Origin of the sequence: Erwinia sp. MYb416 (genome assembly GCF_037479575.1) — a bacterium.
Lineage (GTDB): Bacteria > Pseudomonadota > Gammaproteobacteria > Enterobacterales > Enterobacteriaceae > Erwinia > Erwinia rhapontici.
In genome coordinates, this window is record NZ_JBBGYT010000438.1 from 1,012,590 (window position 1) to 1,033,175 (window position 20,586).

The following is a 20,586-nucleotide window of genomic DNA, read 5'->3' on the forward strand; positions in this document are numbered from 1 at the left end:
AACCATGAAAACCAATACTCCAGCCGTACATTTTATTGCCATTTCTGCTGATGAAGCAGGACAGCGCATCGATAACTTTTTGCGCACCCAGTTAAAAGGGGTGCCGAAAAGCATGATTTATCGCATTTTGCGTAAAGGCGAAGTGCGGGTGAACAAGAAACGTATCAAACCGGAATACAAACTGGAGGCCGGGGATGAGGTGCGCATTCCCCCCGTGCGGGTGGCAGAGCGTGAAGACGATAATGTGTCACCTAAGCTGGCGAAAGTCGCCGCACTGGAACACGCCATCATTTATGAAGACGACCACATTCTCGTCATGAACAAACCGTCCGGCACTGCCGTACACGGGGGCAGTGGTCTGAGTTTCGGTGTGATTGAAGGGCTGCGTGCGCTGCGTCCAGATGCGCGCTTCCTGGAGTTAGTCCACCGCCTGGATCGCGACACCTCCGGGGTATTGCTGGTGGCAAAAAAACGCTCTGCGCTGCGTTCGCTGCACGAGCAACTGCGTGAGAAGGGCATGCAGAAGGATTACCTCGCGCTGGTACGCGGGCAGTGGCCATCCCATGTGAAAGCGGTCCGGGCACCTTTACTGAAAAATATCCTGCAAAGCGGTGAGCGCATTGTGAAGGTGAACAGTGAAGGCAAACCGTCCGAGACGCTGTTTAAAGTGGAAGAGCGTTATGCCATGGCTACGCTGGTAAAAGCCAGTCCGGTCACCGGGCGTACTCACCAGATTCGCGTACATACATTACATGCCGGGCATCCGATTGCCTTTGATGATCGCTACGGCGAAGCCGATTTTGACCAGCAGCTAAGTGGGACCGGTCTGAAACGCCTGTTCCTGCATGCCGCTGCGCTGCGTTTCACGCACCCGAATACCGGGGAAATCATGCGTGTGGAAGCGCCCCTGGACAACGAACTGAAACGTTGTCTGGAGATTCTGCGTAAACAGTATCCCGCCACGTAGGGTCAGGCAGCCCTGACCCAGGGCGAGGCATGCCTCGCCCCTACGTAAGGACACGGACTTTGTAGGGGGCAGGTAGCCCTGACCCAAGGCGAGGCATACCTCGCCCCTACGTAAGGACACGGACTTTGTAGGGGTCAGGCATGCCTGACCCAGGCCCCCATGCCGTGCTTCGGTTCTCCATCACACCAGTGGATTAACACCGGCGTTTCTCAGCATGTCGCACAGGGCAATCAGCGGTAGCCCTACCAGTGTATTGGGGTCACGCCCTGACAGGCGATCGAACAGTGTGATACCCAGTCCTTCACTTTTAAAGCTCCCTGCACAGTTAAGTGGCTGCTCTTTGCTGATATAGGCCACGATTTCCTCGTCACTCAGTGTGCGAAAATCGACGCTGAAGGGCTCACAAAGCACCTGCAGTGACGCGTTGCGGCTGTCATAGAGCGCCAGACCGGTATAAAACACCACGCTGTGGCCGCTGGCTGCACGCAACTGCTCCTGTGCCCGTGCGGCTGTGAGAGGTTTGCCAAAAATCTTGCCGGCCACCACGCAGACCTGGTCGGAACCAATGATTAAGTGGTCCGGGTAGCGTCCGGCCAGCGCCTGCGCCTTGGCGGTTGCCAGTCGGACCACCAATTCAGTGGCATCTTCATCGTCCAGCGGTGTTTCATCCACCTCTGGCGCCGCGGTAATAAACGGCAGTTCCAGTTTGGCTAATAAGGCTTTTCGATAGCTCGATGTGGAGGCTAATACCAGGTGGCGCATAATTTTTTCCAGAATATATAGCGAATCAGTGTCAGGCATTTTAAACTATGCGCCGCACTGGATGCGAATCATGGGTGAAAGATGCCGTAAAACGGCCTTTTTCTTTGACTCTATGTCGTTACAAAGTTAATATGCGCGCCCTATGCAAAAGGTAAAATTACCCCTAACTCTCGATGCGACTCGTACCGCTCAAAAACGCCTGGACTACCAGGGTGTTTACACCCCTGAGCAGGTTGAGCGGATTGCCGAGTCGGTAGTGAGTGTGGACAGTGATGTAGAATGTGTCATGTCGTTTGCGATTGACGAGCAGCGTCTGGCAGTACTGAAAGGTACGGCCGAAGTTTCAGTGACGCTGTGCTGCCAACGTTGCAACAAGACTTTTCCGCAGCATGTCCACGTATCGTACTGTTTCAGCCCGGTCGTCACTGACGAACAGGCCGAAGCACTGCCGGAAGCGTACGAGCCGATCAACGTCAACGAGTTTGGCGAAACCGATCTGCTGGCAATGGTTGAGGATGAAATCATTCTCGCCCTGCCTGTCGTTCCGGTGCATGATTCTGAACACTGTGAAGTGTCCGAGGCGGACATGGTCTTTGGTCAGTTGCCTGAAGAGGCAGAAAAACCAAACCCATTTGCCGTATTAGCCAGTTTAAAGCGTAAGTAATAGGAGTAAGGTCCATGGCCGTACAACAGAATAAACCAACCCGTTCCAAACGTGGCATGCGTCGTTCACACGATGCGCTGACCACAGCAGCTCTTTCCGTAGATAAAGTTTCTGGTGAAACTCATCTGCGTCACCACATCACTGCGGATGGTTACTACCGCGGTCGCAAGGTCATCGTTAAGTAATTCCGCGGTCCGCGGCGCTACTTTGACACGTTTGACCCTGGCGATAGATGCCATGGGCGGGGATTTCGGTCCCTGCGTGACAGTGCCTGCATCACTGCAGGCACTGGCCTTAAATCCGCATCTGCATCTCCTTCTGGTCGGCGATCCCGACACCATCACGTCATTACTTGCCAAAGCTGATTCTGCCCTCAAGGCACGTCTGCAGATCATTGCTGCCGAATCGGTTATTGCCAGTGATGCCAGACCTTCACAGGCGATCCGCGCCAGCCGTGGAAGCTCTATGCGTGTCGCGCTGGAGCAGGTGAAAGCAGGGCAGGCACAGGCCTGTATCAGTGCAGGTAATACGGGTGCGCTGATGGGGTTAGCTAAATTATTATTAAAACCGCTGGACGGCATTGATCGCCCGGCGTTGATGACCGTGTTACCGCATCAGCAATACGGGAAAACCGTGGTGCTGGACTTAGGCGCTAATGTCGATTCGGACAGTGCTATGCTGGTACAATTTGCCGTTATGGGCGCGGTGGTGGCAGAGGAAATCCTGGCCATCGACCGACCGAGAGTGGCACTGCTTAATATTGGTCAGGAAGAGACTAAAGGGTTGAGTTCGATACGTGAAGCAGCGGCAATACTGCGTGCATCGCCAGAACTTAACTATATTGGATACCTCGAGGGTAACGATCTTCTCACCGGTAAGACGGATGTGCTTGTTTGCGATGGTTTCGTGGGCAATGTCACGCTGAAAACGATGGAAGGTGTAGTAAGAATGTTCCTTTCGCTGTTGAATTCACAGGGCGAAGGTAAAAAGAAGGCCTGGTGGCTGGGATTGCTGGGACGCTGGCTCAAGAAGCGTCTGGCAAAGAAGTTCGGCCATCTCAATCCCGACCAGTACAATGGCGCCTGCCTGTTAGGATTACGTGGCACCGTGATTAAGAGTCATGGCGCGGCGAATCAACGTGCATTTACTGTGGCGATCCAACAGGCAGAGCAGGCGGTGCGGCGGCAAGTTCCCGAGCGGATTGCTGCGCGCCTTCAAGCGGTATTACCTAAGAGTGACTGAGCGTACATGTATACGAAGATTATCGGTACGGGCAGCTATTTGCCCGAGCAGGTGCGGACTAACGCCGATCTGGAAAAAATGGTAGAAACGTCGGATGAGTGGATTGTCACTCGTACCGGCATTCGTGAACGTCGTATTGCCGGCCCGGACGAAACCGTGGCAACCATGGGCTTCCATGCGGCCGAGCGCGCGCTGGAGATGGCCGGTATCGATAAAAATGATATCGGTCTGATCGTGGTAGCGACCACGTCGTCCAGCCACGCATTCCCAAGCTCAGCATGCATGATTCAGCAGATGCTTGAGATTGATGATGCCGCTTCCTTTGACCTCGCCGCCGCCTGCGCAGGCTTCACCTATGCGCTGAGTGTGGCCGATCAGTACATTAAAAATGGTGCAGTGAAACACGCACTGGTGATCGGTGCTGATGTCCTCGCTCGTATGCTTGATCCTGAGGATCGTGGCACCATTATCCTGTTTGGTGATGGCGCAGGCGCCGTGGTATTGGGCGCCAGTGAAGAGCCGGGGATTATCTCTACTCATCTGCATGCAGATGGCCGCTATGGCCAGTTGTTGACGCTGCCTAATCAGGATCGTGCGAACCAGGACACGCCAGCGTATGTCACCATGGCGGGCAATGAAGTGTTCAAGGTTGCTGTGACTGAACTGGCTCACATTGTTGATGAAACGCTGGAAGCCAATAAGCTTGATCGCTCTGCTATCGACTGGCTGGTGCCGCATCAGGCAAACCTGCGTATTATCAGTGCCACTGCCCGCAAACTGGGCATGGACATGGATAAAGTCGTTGTGACGCTCGATCGTCATGGCAACACCTCGGCGGCATCTGTGCCGACCGCACTTGATGAAGCGGTACGTGATGGCCGTATTCAACGTGGTCAGTTGATTCTGCTGGAAGCTTTTGGTGGCGGGTTCACCTGGGGTTCTGCACTGGTTCGCTTTTAATTAAGCAAAAATAGCGATTAACAGGAAATCACAATGACGCAATTTGCAATGGTCTTCCCGGGGCAGGGATCGCAAACGGTAGGTATGTTGGCCGATCTGGCTGCAACGAATCCGCTTGTGGAAAAAACCTTCCGTGAAGCTTCTGACGCACTGGGTTACGATCTCTGGCAGTTAGTGCAACAAGGCCCTGCTGAAGAATTGAACAAAACCTGGCAAACTCAGCCTGCTTTATTGGCTGCTTCTGTTGCCATTTTCCGCGTTTGGCAGGAAAAAGGCGGAAAAGCGCCGTCAATGCTTGCAGGGCACAGCCTGGGTGAGTACAGTGCGCTGGTTTGTGCAGGTGTCATGGCGTTTGCAGATGCGATTAAGCTGGTTGAACTGCGCGGCAAACTGATGCAGGAAGCCGTTCCGGAAGGAACTGGCGCGATGCAGGCGATTATTGGTCTGGACGATGCGTCTATTGCCAAAGCCTGTGAAGAGTCTGCTCAGGGGCAAATTGTCTCTCCGGTGAACTTTAACTCTCCGGGTCAGGTTGTGATTGCCGGTAACAAAGAAGCCGTAGAACGTGCGGGTGCTGCCTGTAAGGCCGCCGGCGCGAAACGTGCACTGCCGCTGCCTGTCAGCGTGCCGTCACACTGTGCACTGATGAAGCCTGCGGCAGATAAACTGGCCGCAGCACTCGAATTGCTGACCTTCAACGCGCCTGCCTTCCCGGTAGTGAATAACGTTGATGTGCAGTGCGAGACGTCAGCAGAAGCTATCCGTAGTGCGCTGGTTCGCCAGTTGTACAATCCAGTGCGCTGGACCGGATGTGTAGAATTTATGGCCGGGCAGGGCGTAACGTCGCTGCTGGAAGTGGGTCCGGGTAAAGTTCTGACCGGGCTGACTAAACGTATTGTTGACACCCTGACAGCGGCGGCGGTAAACGACCAGGCCAGCCTGACAGCGGCGCTTGAACAATAACACGGAGAGAAACATGAACTTCGAAGGTAAAATTGCGCTGGTAACCGGTGCAAGCCGTGGAATCGGCCGTGCGATTGCAGAAACCCTGGTGGCACGTGGTGCCAAAGTTGTGGGTACTGCGACCAGCCAAAGTGGCGCCGACGCTATCAGTACCTATCTGGGCGATAACGGAAAAGGCCTGCTTCTGAACGTGACCGACAGCGCATCGATTGAAAGCGTGTTGGAAAATATTCGCGCCGAATTTGGCGAAGTGGACATTTTAGTCAATAATGCAGGCATCACGCGTGATAATCTCCTGATGCGCATGAAGGACGATGAGTGGCAGGACATCCTGGACACCAATCTGACTTCAGTATTCCGTCTGTCAAAAGCGGTAATGCGTGCCATGATGAAAAAACGTGCGGGTCGAATTATTACCATTGGCTCCGTAGTTGGAACAATGGGTAATGCGGGTCAGGCAAATTACGCGGCAGCAAAAGCGGGTTTGATTGGCTTTAGCAAATCACTGGCGCGTGAAATCGCGTCCCGTGGTATTACTGTTAACGTCGTGGCACCTGGTTTCATTGAAACCGACATGACGCGTGCACTGAGCGAAGATCAGCGTGCGGGCATTCTGGCGGAAGTTCCTGCAGGTCGCCTCGGCGGCGCGCAGGAGATCGCTAATGCCGTTGCATTTTTAGCTTCTGACGAGGCAGCGTACATCACTGGTGAAACGCTGCACGTCAATGGCGGAATGTACATGGTCTGAAAATCACGAAAATTATTTGCGTTATTTGGGGTAAAGGCCGCAGAATAGCGTAAAATCGTGGTTGGACCAGCCGGGATTTAGTTGCATCTTTTTCAACATTTTATACACTACGAAAACCATCGCGAAAGCGAGTTTTGATAGGAAATTTAATAGTATGAGCACTATCGAAGAACGCGTTAAGAAAATCATTGGCGAGCAGCTGGGCGTTAAGCAGGAAGAAGTTGTTAATACTGCCTCTTTTGTAGAAGATCTGGGCGCTGATTCTCTTGATACCGTTGAGCTGGTAATGGCTCTGGAAGAAGAGTTTGATACCGAGATTCCGGACGAAGAAGCTGAGAAAATCACTACCGTTCAGGCTGCTATTGATTACATCAATGGTCACCAGGCATAAGTGAGCATCTCCAGGCGGTCGCTCGACCGCCTGAGTTTTATCTGAACGTCCCACACAGTGTCAACTTTTCCCTCTCTGGAGGACGAACGTGTCTAAGCGTCGTGTAGTTGTGACTGGTCTTGGCATGTTGTCTCCTGTCGGCAATACCGTAGAGTCCACCTGGAATGCTCTTGTTGCCGGTCAGAGTGGCATCAGCCTCATCGACCATTTTGATACTAGTGCCTACGCAACGCGTTTTGCTGGCTTAGTAAAAGATTTTAATTGTGATGAATTCATCTCGCGTAAAGATCAGCGCAAGATGGACGCCTTCATCCAATATGGAATTGTTGCTGGCATTCAAGCCATGCAGGATTCCGGCCTGGAAATCACCGAAGAGAACGCTGAACGTATTGGCGCTGCCATTGGCTCCGGCATTGGCGGTCTTGGTCTTATTGAAGAAAACCACACCTCTCTGGTGAATGGTGGCCCACGTAAAATCAGCCCGTTCTTTGTTCCTTCGACCATTGTTAACATGATTGCGGGTCACCTGACGATCATGTTTGGCATGAAAGGCCCAAGTATCTCCATCGCAACTGCCTGTACTTCTGGCGTGCACAATATCGGTCACGCTGCACGTATCATCGCTTATAACGATGCTGATGTTATGCTGGCTGGTGGTGCTGAAAAAGCCAGTACACCACTGGGTGTGGGCGGATTTGGTGCTGCACGTGCACTTTCTACCCGCAACGATAACCCGCAGGCAGCAAGCCGTCCGTGGGATAAAGATCGTGATGGCTTTGTACTGGGTGACGGTGCAGGTCTGGTGGTGTTGGAAGAGTATGAGCACGCGAAAAAACGCGGGGCGAAAATCTACGCTGAAATCGTCGGGTTTGGGATGAGCAGCGATGCCTACCACATGACCTCTCCACCGGAAAACGGTGCGGGTGCGGCGCTGGCGATGGTGAATGCACTGAAAGATGCACAACTGTCACCAGAGCAAATCGGCTATATCAACGCGCACGGTACCTCGACGCCGGCCGGAGATAAAGCAGAAACGCAGGCAGTGAAATCCGTCTTTGGTGCCAGTGCGAACAGCGTGATGGTCAGCTCGACAAAATCCATGACCGGTCACCTGTTAGGTGCAGCGGGCGCGGTGGAGTCGATCTTCACTATTCTTGCATTGCGCGACCAGGTCGTTCCGCCAACCATCAATCTGGATAATCCAGATGAAGGTTGTGATCTTGATTTTGTTCCGCACACGGCGCGTCAGACAAAAGGTCTGGAGTACACTTTATGTAACTCCTTCGGATTCGGCGGTACCAACGGTTCGCTTATTTTCCGTAAGATCTGAGTTTGTCCTGTCCGATTGAAAGGCCCGCACTGTGCGGGCCTTTTTTTATTCTGATCGTCAGTGAGCGACAATCAGATGATTCTGGCGGGATTGGCAGGTAATCTTGGCACTGACGATAACGGAGAGTGAGCATGATGTGGGTCAATGGTGACACGCGGGACAATATCGATATCCGCGATCGCGCAGTGCAGTTCGGCGATGGTTGTTTTACCACGGCGCGTGTTCAACAGGGCAGGGTAACGTTTCTTGAGGCCCATCTGACGCGTTTACAGCAAGCCTGCGAACGTCTTATGATCGTTGACGTTGACTGGCATAACCTCGAAAAAGAGATGAGCTTTGCTGCGACAACCCGTAGCGATGCCGTACTGAAGGTTATTTTGACGCGTGGCAGCGGCGGACGCGGTTACAGCGCAACGGGCTGCAGCCAGCCGGTACGCATCATATCGCTCGCTGACTATCCTGCTCATTATCATACGCTACGCCAGACTGGCGCACGGCTGGCACTCAGCAATGTGCGCCTGGGGAAAAATCCCCACCTGGCAGGAATAAAACATCTAAACCGCCTTGAACAGGTGCTGATCCGCACAGAGCTTGAGCAGACTGCCGCCGATGAGGCGCTGGTGCTTGACAGTGACGCTATGCTGGTGGAATGCTGTGCGGCTAATTTATTCTGGCGTACGGGAAATCAGGTGTTTACCCCTGATTTAACGGCATCGGGTGTGAATGGCATTCAACGTCAATGGGTGATGCAGCAGGTGGTTCAACTGGGCTTCACCCTGACAGAAGTCCGTGCTGAGATTGACGCACTGGCGTCGGCAGAAGAAGTGCTGATCACCAACGCACTGATGCCTGTATTGCCGGTTTACCAGGTTGAGAACTGGCATTATTCATCACGCCAGCTTTTTGGTCTGCTCAACCACCATAATGAATGACGTGGGACCTTCATGACTAAACTCCGAAAAATGATAGTAGTGCTGTTCGCATTCGTGCTACTGGTAGCCGCATACGGTTACTGGCAAACACGCCAGCTGGCTGATTCTGCGTTAACCATTGATAAAGAAACGATCTTTACCCTGCCTGCGGGGTCAGGCCGCGTGGTGCTGGAAGCTCAACTGGAGTCAAAGCACATCGTGCCTGATGGCCCGTGGTTTGGCGTTCTGCTGAAGTTGGAACCTGAACTGGCGAAATTTAAAGCCGGAACCTACCGCTTCACGCCAGGAATGACCGTGCGTGAGATGCTGGCGCTGCTGGCCAGTGGTAAAGAGGCACAATTCCCCCTGCGTTTTGTTGAAGGCACGCGTATGCAGGAATGGCTGAGTCAGCTCCGCAATGCGCCATACATTAAACATACCCTGACGGATGACAAACTCACGACGGTTGCCACGGCATTAAAGCTGGAGGGGGAACAAGCCGCCGTGGAAGGCTGGTTTTATCCCGATACTTATCTTTATACGGCGAACACCACCGACGTCGCGCTGTTGAAACGTGCGCATGATCGCATGGTGACGCTGGTTGACAGTGAATGGCAGGGTAAAATGGATAACCTGCCGTATAAAAGCAAAAATGATATGCTGACCATGGCCTCGATCATTGAGAAAGAGACTGCGGTGAGTGACGAGCGTCGTCGCGTCGCCTCGGTATTTATCAACCGTCTGCGTCTGGGCATGCGCCTGCAAACCGACCCGACGGTAATTTATGGTATGGGTGATGCCTATAAAGGCACGCTAACACGCAAGAATCTGGAAACGCCCACGGCATATAACACCTATACGATTAACGGACTGCCGCCAGGCCCGATTGCCATGCCAGGAAAAGCCTCGCTAGCTGCGGCAGCGCACCCGGATAAAACTAACTTCCTCTATTTTGTGGCCGATGGAAAAGGAGGGCATACCTTTACCACCAATCTGGCCAGCCATAATAAAGCCGTACAGGTGTATCGCCTGGCGATGAAGGAAAAAAATGAACAGTAAATTTATCGTTATTGAAGGCCTGGAAGGCGCAGGGAAAACCACAGCACGTGATGCCGTGGTCAGCGAACTTCAGCGCCACGGCATTAACGACATTGTCTTTACCCGCGAGCCCGGCGGTACGCCGCTGGCAGAGAAACTGCGCGAGTTGATCAAGCAGGGAATAAATGATGAACCCATCACCGATCAGGCGGAACTGCTGATGCTGTACGCAGCCCGCGTACAGCTGGTTGAAAATGTCATTAAACCTGCGCTGGCACGCGGTGCCTGGGTGGTAGGGGATCGTCATGATCTCTCATCGCAGGCTTATCAGGGCGGAGGACGCGGCATGGACAGCGAGTTAATGCGCAGCCTGAAGCAGGCAGTACTGGGCGATTTTTCCCCGGACCTGACGTTGTACCTCGATGTCACGCCTGAAATTGGCCTGCAACGTGCCCGTGCCCGTGGCGCGCTGGACCGCATCGAACAGGAATCCCTCAACTTCTTTATCCGCACGCGTGACCGTTATCTGGCGCTGGCAGCCGCTGACACCCGTATCAAAACCGTGGATGCCACCCAGTCACTGGAACAGGTTACCGTCTCGCTGCGCCAGACGCTTGACCAGTGGTTACAGGAACAGCAATGAACTGGTATCCGTGGCTCAATCACAGCTACCGTCAGATCCTCAGCCAGCATCAGGCACAGCGCGGCCATCATGCTTTGCTGATTCAGGCGCTGCCGGGGATGGGCGATGATGCCCTTATCTGGGGGATCAGCCGCTGGCTGATGTGCAAGCGGCCTGATGGCCTGAAAAGCTGTGGTGAATGCCACGCCTGCCAGCTGATGCTGGCCGGAACGCATCCGGACTGGTATCGGCTGGAAGCGGAAAAAGGCAAAAGTTCGCTCGGCATTGACGCAGTGCGCAGTGTCACTGAGAAGCTGTACCATCATGCGCAGCAGGGCGGGGCAAAAGTTGTCTGGCTGCCGGATGCCGGACTGTTGACTGAAGCGGCCGCGAATGCGCTGCTGAAAACGCTGGAAGAGCCGCCGAAAAATACCTGGTTTTTACTCAGTAGCCGCGAACCCTCGCGCCTGCTGCCGACGCTGCGCAGCCGCTGTCTGCTGTGGCACCTCGCTCCCCCCGCAGAAGCACAAAGTCTGCAATGGTTACAGAAACAGTCTGCGGCCGGTCTGAGCGAACGTACTGCCGCCTTGCGCCTGTCAGCGGGCGCACCTGCGGCAGCGCTGGCGTTACTGGACGACAAAATCTGGCAACAACGTCAACGGGTCTGCGAGGCGCTACCTGATGCGTTGCAGGGTGATATGCTGAGCCTGCTTCCCGCGTTACATCATGATGATGCCGCCCAGCGTATTGGCTGGCTCTGTTCACTGCTGATCGATGCCGTGAAATGGCAGCAGGGAGGCGGGCAGTTTATCAGCAACGTCGATCGCCAGGCGGATGTGATGCGTATCGCCAGCCTGTTACCGACCAGCGCTATTGATGCCAGTCTGCGCCAGTGGATTATCTGTCGCGACCGCCTGCTGAATGTGGTCGCCGTCAACCGCGAACTGCTACTGACCAATCAACTGCTAGGCTGGGAAGCCATGCTCAACCCGGCATCGGCCGGTTCACCGCTTTAGAGAGTACATTATGTTTTTAGTTGATTCCCACTGCCACCTCGATGGCCTGAATTATGAAACGCTGCATCAGGATGTGTCGGATGTGCTGGCAAAGGCTGCTGCCCGCGATGTGAAATTTATGCTGGCAGTAGCGACCACGCTGCCGGGCTATAAAGCGATGGTTGACCTGATTGGGGAACGTCCAAACGTTGCATATTCATGCGGCGTGCATCCGCTGAATCAGGAAGAGGCGTATGACTTCGCTGAATTGCGCGAGCTGGCCGCCCACCCGCGCGTTATCGCGATGGGTGAAACCGGGCTGGATTATTTTTATCAAAAAGAGACGATGGTGCGTCAGCAGGCCTCTTTCCGCGAACATATTCGCGTCGGGCGCGATCTGAACAAGCCCGTGATCGTCCATACTCGCGATGCCCGCGAAGATACGCTGGCGATCCTGCAGGAAGAGAAAGCAGAAGAGTGTGGCGGTGTGTTGCACTGTTTTACGGAAGATCGTGAAACGGCCACCCGACTGCTGGATATGGGGTTCTATATTTCCTTCTCAGGGATTGCCACATTCAAGAACGCCGAGCAGATCCGCGAAGCCGCCCGCCATGTGCCGCTGGATCGTATGCTGGTGGAAACCGATTCGCCGTATCTTGCGCCGGTGCCGTATCGCGGTAAAGAAAACCAGCCTGCTTATACTCGCGATGTGGCGGAATACATGGCGGTAGTCAAAGGGGTCAGTATTGAGCAGATGGCGCAGGCGACCACAGAAAACTTCTCGCGCTTATTTCATGTGCCAATGTCGCGTCTGACAGACTGACATTGAGGCGGGGATTTCTTTTATAGCTCGTAATTAATAAGCAAAAGTCGTAAAGTGCAGCGCCCTTAAATCGGGTGCTGCATTTTTTTTGCGCAAAAAACTGGCGTTTCCCGTCAACTTTTACTAAAGAAGTGGCACGCGTTCAACGAAACGTGATAGCCATCAAACAAATTTGAGCGGATTTATTTTACCCTTCGTAATAAATACCGAGAGCGCTTAAGACGCTCCTTATTTTGCACTACCCGCAAAGGATCCTCCCCCTTTGCAACGCGCACAGCGCGAAGAAAAGCACTCATACTCAGGAGCTTTACACTATGTTCAAAAATGCATTTGCGAACCTGCAAAAGGTCGGTAAATCGCTGATGTTGCCCGTATCGGTGCTGCCGATTGCGGGGATCCTGCTGGGCGTTGGTTCTGCCAACTTCGACTGGCTGCCAGCGGTAGTTTCTCATGTGATGGCCGAAGCCGGTGGTTCGGTGTTTGCCAATATGCCGCTGATCTTCGCGATTGGTGTGGCACTGGGCTTCACCAATAACGATGGCGTTTCAGCGCTGGCCGCCGTTGTTGCTTACGGCATCATGGTGAAAACGATGGCCGTCGTGGCACCGCTGGTCCTTCACCTGCCTGCCGAAGAGATTGCGACTAAGCACCTGGCTGACACGGGTGTACTGGGCGGGATTATTGCCGGTTCCATCGCGGCCTATATGTTTAACCGCTTCTATCGCATCAAGCTGCCTGAGTATCTGGGCTTCTTCGCGGGTAAACGCTTCGTTCCGATCATCTCCGGTTTTACCGCGATTTTCCTCGGTGTGTTGCTGTCCTTTATCTGGCCACCAGTCGGTACTGCGATTCAGGAATTCTCACAGTGGGCGGCGTATCAGAACCCGGTCGTCGCCTTTGGCATTTACGGCGTGGTTGAGCGTTCGCTGGTGCCATTCGGTCTGCACCACATCTGGAACGTTCCCTTCCAGATGCAGATTGGTGAATTCACCAATGCGGCAGGCCAGGTATTCCACGGTGATATCCCACGTTATATGGCGGGTGATCCAACGGCAGGTATGCTGTCAGGTGGCTTCCTGTTCAAAATGTACGGTCTGCCAGCCGCTGCGATTGCTATCTGGCATTCAGCGAAACCTGAGAACCGTGCCAAAGTGGGCGGTATCATGATCTCCGCCGCGCTGACCTCGTTCCTGACCGGTATCACCGAACCGATCGAGTTCTCGTTCATGTTCGTTGCGCCGATTCTGTATGCAATCCACGCAATCCTGGCGGGTCTGGCCTTCCCAATCGCTATCCTGTTGGGTATGCGTGACGGCACCAGCTTCTCGCATGGTCTGATCGACTTCATCGTTCTGAGCGGTAACAGCAGCAAAATCTGGCTGTTCCCGATTGTGGGTATCGTCTACGGCCTGGTCTACTACACCATTTTCCGTGTACTGATCGCCAAGCTGGATTTGAAAACACCTGGCCGTGAAGAAACGACCAGCGAGCAGACTGTCGGCAACGCCAGTGAAATGGCGGGTAACCTGGTGGCTGCCTTCGGCGGTAAAGATAACATCACCAATCTGGATGCCTGCATCACCCGTCTGCGCGTTAGCGTGGCGGATGTGAGCAAAGTCGACCAGGCGGGTCTGAAGAAACTGGGTGCGGCCGGTGTGGTCGTGGCAGGTTCTGGTGTTCAGGCGATTTTCGGTACTAAATCCGATAACCTGAAAACCGATATGGATGACTTTATCCGTAATTCGAAATGATCACGGTATAGTGACCAGAAGGGGCGCGAAAGCGCCCCTTTTTTTATGCCTCAGAGATAGACCCGCAGATACTCTGTCAGGCACAGGAGCGCCATCGCCTGTCCATACGGCATTGAGGTCAGCGGTATCTGGCGGTAATAGTCTAAATCACTGCCCATCGCGGTGCCGAATGACACCTGCGTCAGCTCACCGTCATCATTGATGTGTTCCATCACACCTTTCAGTGCACGCTCGGCCACAGGATAATAGTCGCGGCTGAGATAGCGTTTACGCACAGCTTTCAGGATGCCGTAAGCGAAACCGGCAGTCGCCGAGGCTTCAAGATACGCGTCACGATCGTCCAGCAGCGTATGCCATAACCCGCTTTCATGCTGGCACTCCGCCAGCGCTTTCACCTGTCTTTCCAGCACCTGAAGCAAGTAGCGGCGGGTGGCGTGTTGCTCCGGCCAGTTCATCAGTTCAAGAAAATCGGGAATGGCGATGGTCAGCCAGCTGTTACCGCGCGCCCAGCGGGCGTTGGCAAAGTTGTGGTGGCCGTCGAATGTCCAGCCGTGGAACCACAGGCCGGTCTGGCGATCCATCAGATATTGTGTATGCAGCAGAAACTGATAGGTGGCTTCTTCGACAAACTCCGGACGGTTAAGCAACTGGCCTATTTTCGCCAGTGGCAACACGCTCATCATCAGCGTGTCATCCCACATCTGCTGGTGGTTCTCATTGTTATAGACCAGATGCTGAATACCATTATGCTCAGTGCGTGGCATGTCATACATCACCCATTCTGCCCAGCGTTCCAGTACCGGGCGCAGGGACGGATCGCGCGTTTCTTCATAGCGGTACGCGAGGGTCAGGAACGGACAGACAGTATTGACGTTTTTGGTCGGTGTACCCTCCTGGAGCCGTGCACTAAACCAGTCATCGATACGTTGTAGGGTCAGCTTATCGCCGGTCTGCTGGTAATAGTGATACATGCCGTACAGCCCGATGCCGTGCGTCCACTCCCAGCCTGCCCAGCCTTTGGTATCAATCACCCGGCCATCATCCAGGCGCAGCAAAAATTCGCCGTTTTCATCAGTAATGCCGACCAGATTATCACTGACGCGGGCAATCAGCTGCTGTAGCGCGGTGCGCGGCAGCAGGTATTCGGGCTGGCGCAGCAGTGCGCTGAACTTAACCGGGTAAACTGTCATCGTGGTGCTCCTGAGGTCGGATAGAAGGGAAGGCGGCGCGTGTTTCTGACAACGCTGCTGCCTGAGGTTTATGACGATTGAGGTAGCCAACATTGTTGTTACCCCAGAGATTCTCATACGGCATACCGGTCAGGGTTTCGACGGTGGCACGTGCTTCCGGTGTCAGCTGCTGCGAAACCACACCATCGGCCTGGCGCATTTTCAGCGTTTCTTCGCGCAGGGTATGGTGAGTGGCAAGATTGAGTTTAAAGCGCAGGGAGATAATAAAACCGAATGTCAGCATCACCAGCGTGCCGGCACCGAGAATAACGACAATGGTATGGCCGACCTGGGGAAGCTGCTCCGCTTTGCCCGAAACAAACCCGGAAAGTTGCAGGACGATACCGACCACCATCACTGCACCTGCCTGTGAGGCTTTGCGCGTCAGCGTCATGATTCCGGCAAAAATCCCCTCGCGCCGCTGACCGGTAATGGCTTCATCCACATCGGCGATGTAGGTGTAAATATTCCACGGTATGTAGTTGATGCCACCACGGCCCAGACCCGCTACGGCGGAAATCAACAGCAGCAGTGCCAGGTTATTACTCATACCTGCGTACCACAGCAGGCAGTATGAGAGGGCACTGGCGGCAAACAGTGCCACCACCAGGCGATAGGCCGGGGCTGGTCCAATACGAATACATAACGGGATCATGCCAATCACCGCGATAAATTGCAGGACAGCCATGGTGCCCATCAGGTTGGAGGCCAGCTGCGCGCTCTGCATCAGCACAAACACCACGTACCAGGTAAACACCGCGTTAAATACATCCTGAGCGATGTAGCCGCCGAGATACATACCAAGATGTTGGCGGAATATACGGATACGTAACGTTGATGCCAGCTCGACATACAGGCGTTTCAGGCTCTGGCCCAGCGTGAGGTGTTTTTTCTCCTCCTCTGCGCGTTTTGACTCTTCCGACATGGCATCGGCCGGACGCTCCCAGGTGAAGAACCACACCAGCGTCAGTACGATGGCACAGAGCGTGGAAAACACCAGGCTGGAATAGAAGAATGACACCGCGTTGTCCTTACCGAAAACCCCCAGCAGGATGCCAGGTAAAAACGCAGCGAGAATGGCAGAAAGCTGGGCGAGGGCGATACGGGCACCGGAGAAGCGCGTTTTCTGCTTAAAGTCGTCGGTCATTTCCGGTACCAGTGTTTCATAGGGCACCAGCACCATGGTGTAGACGATATCAAACAGCAGATAAGTGAGCAGATACCACAGGTAGCTCATATCCCCGACCCACATCAGGCTGTAGCTGAACACACAGGGAATGCCGAGCAAAATAAAGAACTTACGGCGGCCAAAGCGTTTACCCAGCCGGGTGCTGCCGAAGTTATCGGTGAGAAAGCCCATCAGTGGACTGATCACGGCGTCCAGCACCCGGGCAAGGGCGAAGATAAAGGTCGCTTCAATTGGCGTCAGGCCACAGAAGGTGGTGTAAAAATAAAGCAGCCATGCGGCGGTCAGGGCAGTAGTGCCGGCGCCGAGAAAATCACCGGAACCGTAGGCGAGATAATTTGCCAGTCCGATCTTACGAGTGTGCATCAGGAAAACTCCTTGCGCGGTGGGGTGGCTTCAGCCACAGGTTCCGGACAACTCATACGGATGCTGGAAAAATAGAGCGTTCGCGATGGCTGAACCTTGCCGTTTTTGCCATCTGAGGCAAGAAGGTGGCAAAATGGCCGTCATCGGTGTGTCGCACATCTAAATTTATAAAACACTGTTTTGTTTTTATCGAAAGTGGCGGTTCATTTTGTTGATGAACAGCACAGAAAGAGGGTGAAGGGCAACGCTGAGAGAGTGAAATGCCGTAAAGCCGAGCGATTAACCAAAGAAAAGTCAGTTGCAGGTTGAAAGAAAACGATTCTCTCGCTCATACTGCGGTAACGTTAACGACATGAACACAAGGACAGATAGCATGGCTGAAGAAACCATTTTCAGTAAAATTATCCGCCGTGAACTCCCGGCCGACATCGTCTATCAGGATGAACTGGTCACGGCATTTCGCGATATCTCCCCGCAGGCGCCGACGCACATTCTTATCATTCCTAACCTGCTGATTGCCACGGCTAACGATGCTGTCGCCGGGCATGAAGCCGCGCTGGGACGTATGATCACCGTAGCGGCGAAAATCGCGAAGGATGAAGGGATTGCTGAAGACGGCTACCGTTTGATCATGAACTGCAATAAACACGGCGGTCAGGAGGTTTATCATATCCACCTGCATCTTGTCGGTGGCCGACCTTTAGGCCCAATGCTGGCGTCCTGAACGCCAACGAATACGGACATAATCCTATGCGGGCAAGCGTAACGGCCATCACGTTACTGATAGCATTAACCGGATGCAGCAGCGATCGTACTGCCATCAATACCTCACAGTCACTGGTGATGGAATCGTCAGTATTGTCAGCGGGGATCACGACCGACGAACCGACGATCCGCGAGACAGAAGGACAACAGCGCGCGTCAACGGTACTATTTAATCAGCAGGAAAAACCGGTCCAGGTGACCTACCGATTCTATTGGTATGATGATAAAGGGCTGGAAATCTTGCCGTTTGAACGACCACATACCCTGACGGTACCCGCTCATGGTAAAGCCGAAATTTCATCTCAAACCGGTAATCTGACGGCAAGCAAAGTTCGTCTCTATCTGTATCTGTAAGGAGTTATCGCGTGAACAGCAACATCGTTAAACGCTCAGGAGTGCTGATGCTGGCGCTTTTTCTGAGCGGCTGTGTATTTTTTCAGAAGCAACAGGAAACGGCACCCCCTGCGCCCGTTGAACCGGTGCAGCCACCGATTACTGTGCCTGAACAGCCAAAAGCAGAGCCGGGGCAGAACGTGCCACCGCCGCCGAAAATGCAAACCCTCAACTGGCCAGCCAGTGTTTCTCCGCTGATTGCCCAGATGCTCAAAGCGGATGGCGTTACGCCTGGCGGCGTGCTGCTGGTGGATAATGTAAAAAACAGCACCAACGGCAGCCTGCAAAGTGCTAAAGCGACGGCTGCGCTGCAAAGTGCGTTGAAGGATAACACCCAGTTTACGCTGGTGACGCCACAACAACTGGCGGTGGCGAAGCAGACGCTCGGTCTGTCAGCGGATGACAGCCTGGTCTCACGCAGTAAAGCGGTGGGTCTGGCGCGTTACGTGGGTGCACAGTATGTGCTGTACAGCAATGCGGAGGGGGATGTGAAAGCACCCACGCTGCAAATGCAGTTAATGCTGGTGCAGACCGGCGAAATCATCTGGTCAGGTAGCGGTGCCGTTGTGCACTGATCCCGCCCTTGAGCGGCTGATCATGCAACAATTTCCGGCGGCGCGAGCCGCCGGTTCTTTTTCCCCCCTTGAGGGATTGAGCGGGTGCAGTGTTCAGGTTTCGCTTGAGGGAGTTTCCCTGCTGGCCAGGCGTGCCGCAGGGCTGCAGACCATGCCTGGGGTGGATCGCCAGCGTGAATACCGACTGCTGCGCAAACTGGCCGCCAGCGGCCTTACACCGCGCGTTTATGGACGCAATGCGGACTGGCTGCTTCTGGCCTGGCAGCCGGGTAACGTGCTGTCGACAGGGCAGTGGGACAGGTGGGTAGAACCTCTGGTGAATGAAGTCGTCCGCTTGCACCGTCAGCCGCTGTCAGGATACCCCTTACAGCTGCTGCCGCTGCTGATGAGCTACTGGCAGCTCAGTCAGCCTGCGCGGCGCCAGATACACTGGCTGCGGGCGCTAAAGCGCTGTCAGCGGCAGGGCGAACCGAAACCATTACGGATGGCCTTACTGCATATGGATATTCACTGTGGGAACCTGATCCTCAATGACGGGCGCCTGCGGCTGATTGACTGGGAGTACGCCGGCGATGGCGATGTGGCGCTGGAACTGGCCGCGATCATAATGGGTAACGGGCTGGATACACAGCAACAGCAGCGTTTGATTGTCCATTATTCGGATCGGCAACAATTTGATTATGACCCACTACGACGGCAGGTTGACCGTTGGTTACCGTGGCTCGATCTACTGGCGACCAGCTGGTATGAGTTACGCTGGCAGCAAAGTGGTGAACACCAATTTAAGACGCTGGCAGCCGAGGGCTGGCAGCGCATGTCATCAGGTTAAGAGGTGAAGTGTGGGACCGGTAATGTTAGATGTACAAGGCGGCGAACTGGATGCCGAAGAGCGTGAAATTTTACAACACCCGCTGGTTGGCGGACTGATCCTGTTCAGCCGTAACTATCACGATCCGGCGCAGCTGCGTGAGCTGGTGCGACAGATCCGTGCGGCATCGCGCCATCGTTTGGTGGTGGCCGTCGATCAGGAAGGTGGCCGCGTTCAGCGCTTCCGCGACGGATTTACGCGTCTGCCGGCGATGCAGGCTTTTGCCGCATTACATCGTGGTGAGCAGGCAGAGGCACTGGCCCAGCAGGCAGGCTGGTTGATGGCCTCTGAAATGATTGCAATGGATATTGATATCAGCTTCGCCCCGGTACTGGATATTGGTCACGGCAGCGCGGCCATCGGCGAACGCTCATTCCATGAGAATCCGCAGGTTGCCCTGCAAATGGCGCGTTCATTTATTCGCGGGATGCACGACGCGGGAATGAAAACCACGGGTAAGCATTTCCCGGGACATGGTGCTGTGAGTGCAGATTCCCATAAAGAAACTCCGCGAGATACGCGCAGTGAAGCCGAGATCCGCCAGCATGACATGCCAATCTTCAGGCAGTTGATTGCGGAACAGGCGCTGGACGCAATTATGCCGGCCCACGTTATCTATACTGAAGTTGATGCGCGCCCGGCCAGCGGTTCGTCACACTGGCTAAAAACCGTGCTGCGTGAGGAACTTGGTTTTGACGGCGTCATCTTTTCAGATGATTTGTCGATGGAAGGTGCGGCTATTATGGGCAGCTATGCCGAGCGGGGTCAGGCCGCGTTGGATGCCGGGTGTGACATGATTCTGGTATGCAATAATCGTCAGGGAGCGGTGAGCGTGTTGGATAACCTGTCGCCGATCAATGCTGAAAGGGTGACGCAGCTTTACCATCGAAGCTCATTTACCCATCAGCAACTGCGTGACTCGTCACGATGGAAAGAGACCAGTGCCAGACTGAGTCAGTTGCAGGAACGCTGGCTGGAACATAAAGCGGCGGCAGGCATCTGATTTCAGGCTGCCTGCGGCGCATCAACGGTGAGGA

General features: G+C 54.3%; 23 protein-coding genes. 20 read left to right on the forward strand and 3 right to left on the reverse strand.

Annotated features, from left to right (window positions below; all coding sequences use genetic code 11):
- Window positions 1-4: 4 nt before the first annotated feature.
- Window positions 5-967 (forward strand): 23S rRNA pseudouridine(955/2504/2580) synthase RluC, encoded by a 963-nt coding sequence (gene rluC, locus WH277_RS14270; protein ID WP_133842818.1) that lies wholly within the window; start codon window positions 5-7, stop codon window positions 965-967.
- 180 nt (window positions 968-1,147) lie between these two features.
- On the opposite strand, the gene WH277_RS14275 is transcribed toward rluC, so the two are convergent.
- The gene (locus WH277_RS14275) at window positions 1,148-1,729 is read right to left on the reverse strand and encodes a Maf family protein (protein WP_133842820.1); all 582 of its coding nucleotides are present in this window, start codon (window positions 1,727-1,729) and stop codon (window positions 1,148-1,150) included.
- 142 nt (window positions 1,730-1,871) lie between these two features.
- On the opposite strand from WH277_RS14275, the gene yceD reads away from it, so the two are divergent.
- The 14 genes from yceD to ptsG all read left to right on the forward strand — a co-directional run bounded on the left by yceD (window position 1,872) and on the right by ptsG (window position 14,167).
- Complete coding sequence (yceD, locus tag WH277_RS14280) at window positions 1,872-2,393, forward strand: 23S rRNA accumulation protein YceD (RefSeq protein WP_133842822.1); 522 nt, start codon at window positions 1,872-1,874, stop codon at window positions 2,391-2,393.
- Between the two features lie 14 nt (window positions 2,394-2,407).
- On the forward strand, window positions 2,408-2,578 hold the full coding sequence (gene rpmF, locus WH277_RS14285; protein ID WP_003849870.1) for a 50S ribosomal protein L32: 171 nt from the start codon (window positions 2,408-2,410) through the stop codon (window positions 2,576-2,578).
- A 22-nt stretch (window positions 2,579-2,600) separates the two neighbouring features.
- Window positions 2,601-3,635 (forward strand): phosphate acyltransferase PlsX, encoded by a 1,035-nt coding sequence (gene plsX / locus WH277_RS14290; RefSeq protein WP_159337076.1) that lies wholly within the window; start codon window positions 2,601-2,603, stop codon window positions 3,633-3,635.
- A gap of 6 nt (window positions 3,636-3,641) precedes the next feature.
- Window positions 3,642-4,595: a beta-ketoacyl-ACP synthase III gene (locus tag WH277_RS14295; RefSeq protein WP_133842826.1), complete on the forward strand. Its 954-nt coding sequence runs from the start codon at window positions 3,642-3,644 to the stop codon at window positions 4,593-4,595.
- 33 nt (window positions 4,596-4,628) lie between these two features.
- Entirely contained in the window at window positions 4,629-5,558 is a 930-nt protein-coding gene (gene fabD, locus WH277_RS14300; protein ID WP_133842828.1) for an ACP S-malonyltransferase, read from the forward strand.
- 13 nt (window positions 5,559-5,571) lie between these two features.
- Entirely contained in the window at window positions 5,572-6,306 is a 735-nt protein-coding gene (gene fabG / locus WH277_RS14305) for a 3-oxoacyl-ACP reductase FabG (protein WP_062743729.1), read from the forward strand.
- A 154-nt stretch (window positions 6,307-6,460) separates the two neighbouring features.
- Window positions 6,461-6,697 carry an acyl carrier protein gene (gene acpP / locus WH277_RS14310; RefSeq protein ID WP_004157115.1) on the forward strand — a complete coding sequence of 79 codons (237 nt, stop codon included), beginning with the start codon at window positions 6,461-6,463 and terminating at the stop codon, window positions 6,695-6,697.
- An 88-nt stretch (window positions 6,698-6,785) separates the two neighbouring features.
- Window positions 6,786-8,027 carry a beta-ketoacyl-ACP synthase II gene (fabF, locus tag WH277_RS14315; protein WP_133842830.1) on the forward strand — a complete coding sequence of 414 codons (1,242 nt, stop codon included), beginning with the start codon at window positions 6,786-6,788 and terminating at the stop codon, window positions 8,025-8,027.
- A gap of 131 nt (window positions 8,028-8,158) precedes the next feature.
- Complete coding sequence (gene pabC, locus WH277_RS14320; RefSeq protein WP_339505817.1) at window positions 8,159-8,959, forward strand: aminodeoxychorismate lyase; 801 nt, start codon at window positions 8,159-8,161, stop codon at window positions 8,957-8,959.
- Window positions 8,960-8,971: 12 nt separating this feature from the next.
- Window positions 8,972-9,997 carry a cell division protein YceG gene (yceG, locus tag WH277_RS14325; protein WP_339505818.1) on the forward strand — a complete coding sequence of 342 codons (1,026 nt, stop codon included), beginning with the start codon at window positions 8,972-8,974 and terminating at the stop codon, window positions 9,995-9,997.
- Complete coding sequence (gene tmk, locus WH277_RS14330; RefSeq protein WP_133842836.1) at window positions 9,987-10,619, forward strand: dTMP kinase; 633 nt, start codon at window positions 9,987-9,989, stop codon at window positions 10,617-10,619. Before yceG ends, tmk begins: the two co-directional genes overlap by 11 nt.
- Window positions 10,616-11,614, forward strand: a complete 999-nt coding sequence (holB, locus tag WH277_RS14335; protein ID WP_339505819.1) for a DNA polymerase III subunit delta' — start codon at window positions 10,616-10,618, stop codon at window positions 11,612-11,614. Before tmk ends, holB begins: the two co-directional genes overlap by 4 nt.
- Window positions 11,615-11,624: 10 nt before the next feature.
- Window positions 11,625-12,416, forward strand: coding sequence for a metal-dependent hydrolase (locus WH277_RS14340; RefSeq protein ID WP_227536008.1), 792 nt, complete (start codon window positions 11,625-11,627; stop codon window positions 12,414-12,416).
- Between the two features lie 314 nt (window positions 12,417-12,730).
- The gene (ptsG, locus tag WH277_RS14345; RefSeq protein ID WP_212815974.1) at window positions 12,731-14,167 is read left to right on the forward strand and encodes a PTS glucose transporter subunit IIBC; all 1,437 of its coding nucleotides are present in this window, start codon (window positions 12,731-12,733) and stop codon (window positions 14,165-14,167) included.
- 50 nt (window positions 14,168-14,217) lie between these two features.
- On the opposite strand, the gene bglB is transcribed toward ptsG, so the two are convergent.
- Together bglB and WH277_RS14355 are read right to left on the reverse strand one after the other, a co-directional pair.
- On the reverse strand, window positions 14,218-15,357 hold the full coding sequence (gene bglB / locus WH277_RS14350; protein ID WP_339505820.1) for a beta-galactosidase BglB: 1,140 nt from the start codon (window positions 15,355-15,357) through the stop codon (window positions 14,218-14,220).
- A complete protein-coding gene (locus WH277_RS14355; RefSeq protein ID WP_339505821.1) occupies window positions 15,338-16,948 on the reverse strand; it encodes an MFS transporter in 1,611 nt (536 codons plus the stop codon). Before WH277_RS14355 ends, bglB begins: the two co-directional genes overlap by 20 nt.
- Before the next feature lie 373 nt (window positions 16,949-17,321).
- Here WH277_RS14355 and hinT point away from each other — a divergent pair, with 373 nt between their 5' ends.
- The 5 genes from hinT to nagZ are packed head-to-tail and all read left to right on the forward strand — an operon-like array spanning window position 17,322 to window position 20,552.
- The gene (hinT, locus tag WH277_RS14360) at window positions 17,322-17,672 is read left to right on the forward strand and encodes a purine nucleoside phosphoramidase (RefSeq protein WP_133842848.1); all 351 of its coding nucleotides are present in this window, start codon (window positions 17,322-17,324) and stop codon (window positions 17,670-17,672) included.
- Between the two features lie 26 nt (window positions 17,673-17,698).
- A complete protein-coding gene (locus WH277_RS14365) occupies window positions 17,699-18,067 on the forward strand; it encodes a YcfL family protein (protein WP_133842850.1) in 369 nt (122 codons plus the stop codon).
- 47 nt (window positions 18,068-18,114) lie between these two features.
- Window positions 18,115-18,681, forward strand: coding sequence for a penicillin-binding protein activator LpoB (gene lpoB, locus WH277_RS14370; protein WP_167864744.1), 567 nt, complete (start codon window positions 18,115-18,117; stop codon window positions 18,679-18,681).
- A 22-nt stretch (window positions 18,682-18,703) separates the two neighbouring features.
- Window positions 18,704-19,510 (forward strand): thiamine kinase, encoded by an 807-nt coding sequence (gene thiK, locus WH277_RS14375; protein ID WP_339505822.1) that lies wholly within the window; start codon window positions 18,704-18,706, stop codon window positions 19,508-19,510.
- 22 nt (window positions 19,511-19,532) lie between these two features.
- Entirely contained in the window at window positions 19,533-20,552 is a 1,020-nt protein-coding gene (nagZ, locus tag WH277_RS14380) for a beta-N-acetylhexosaminidase (RefSeq protein ID WP_339505823.1), read from the forward strand.
- Window positions 20,553-20,586: the final 34 nt, after the last annotated feature.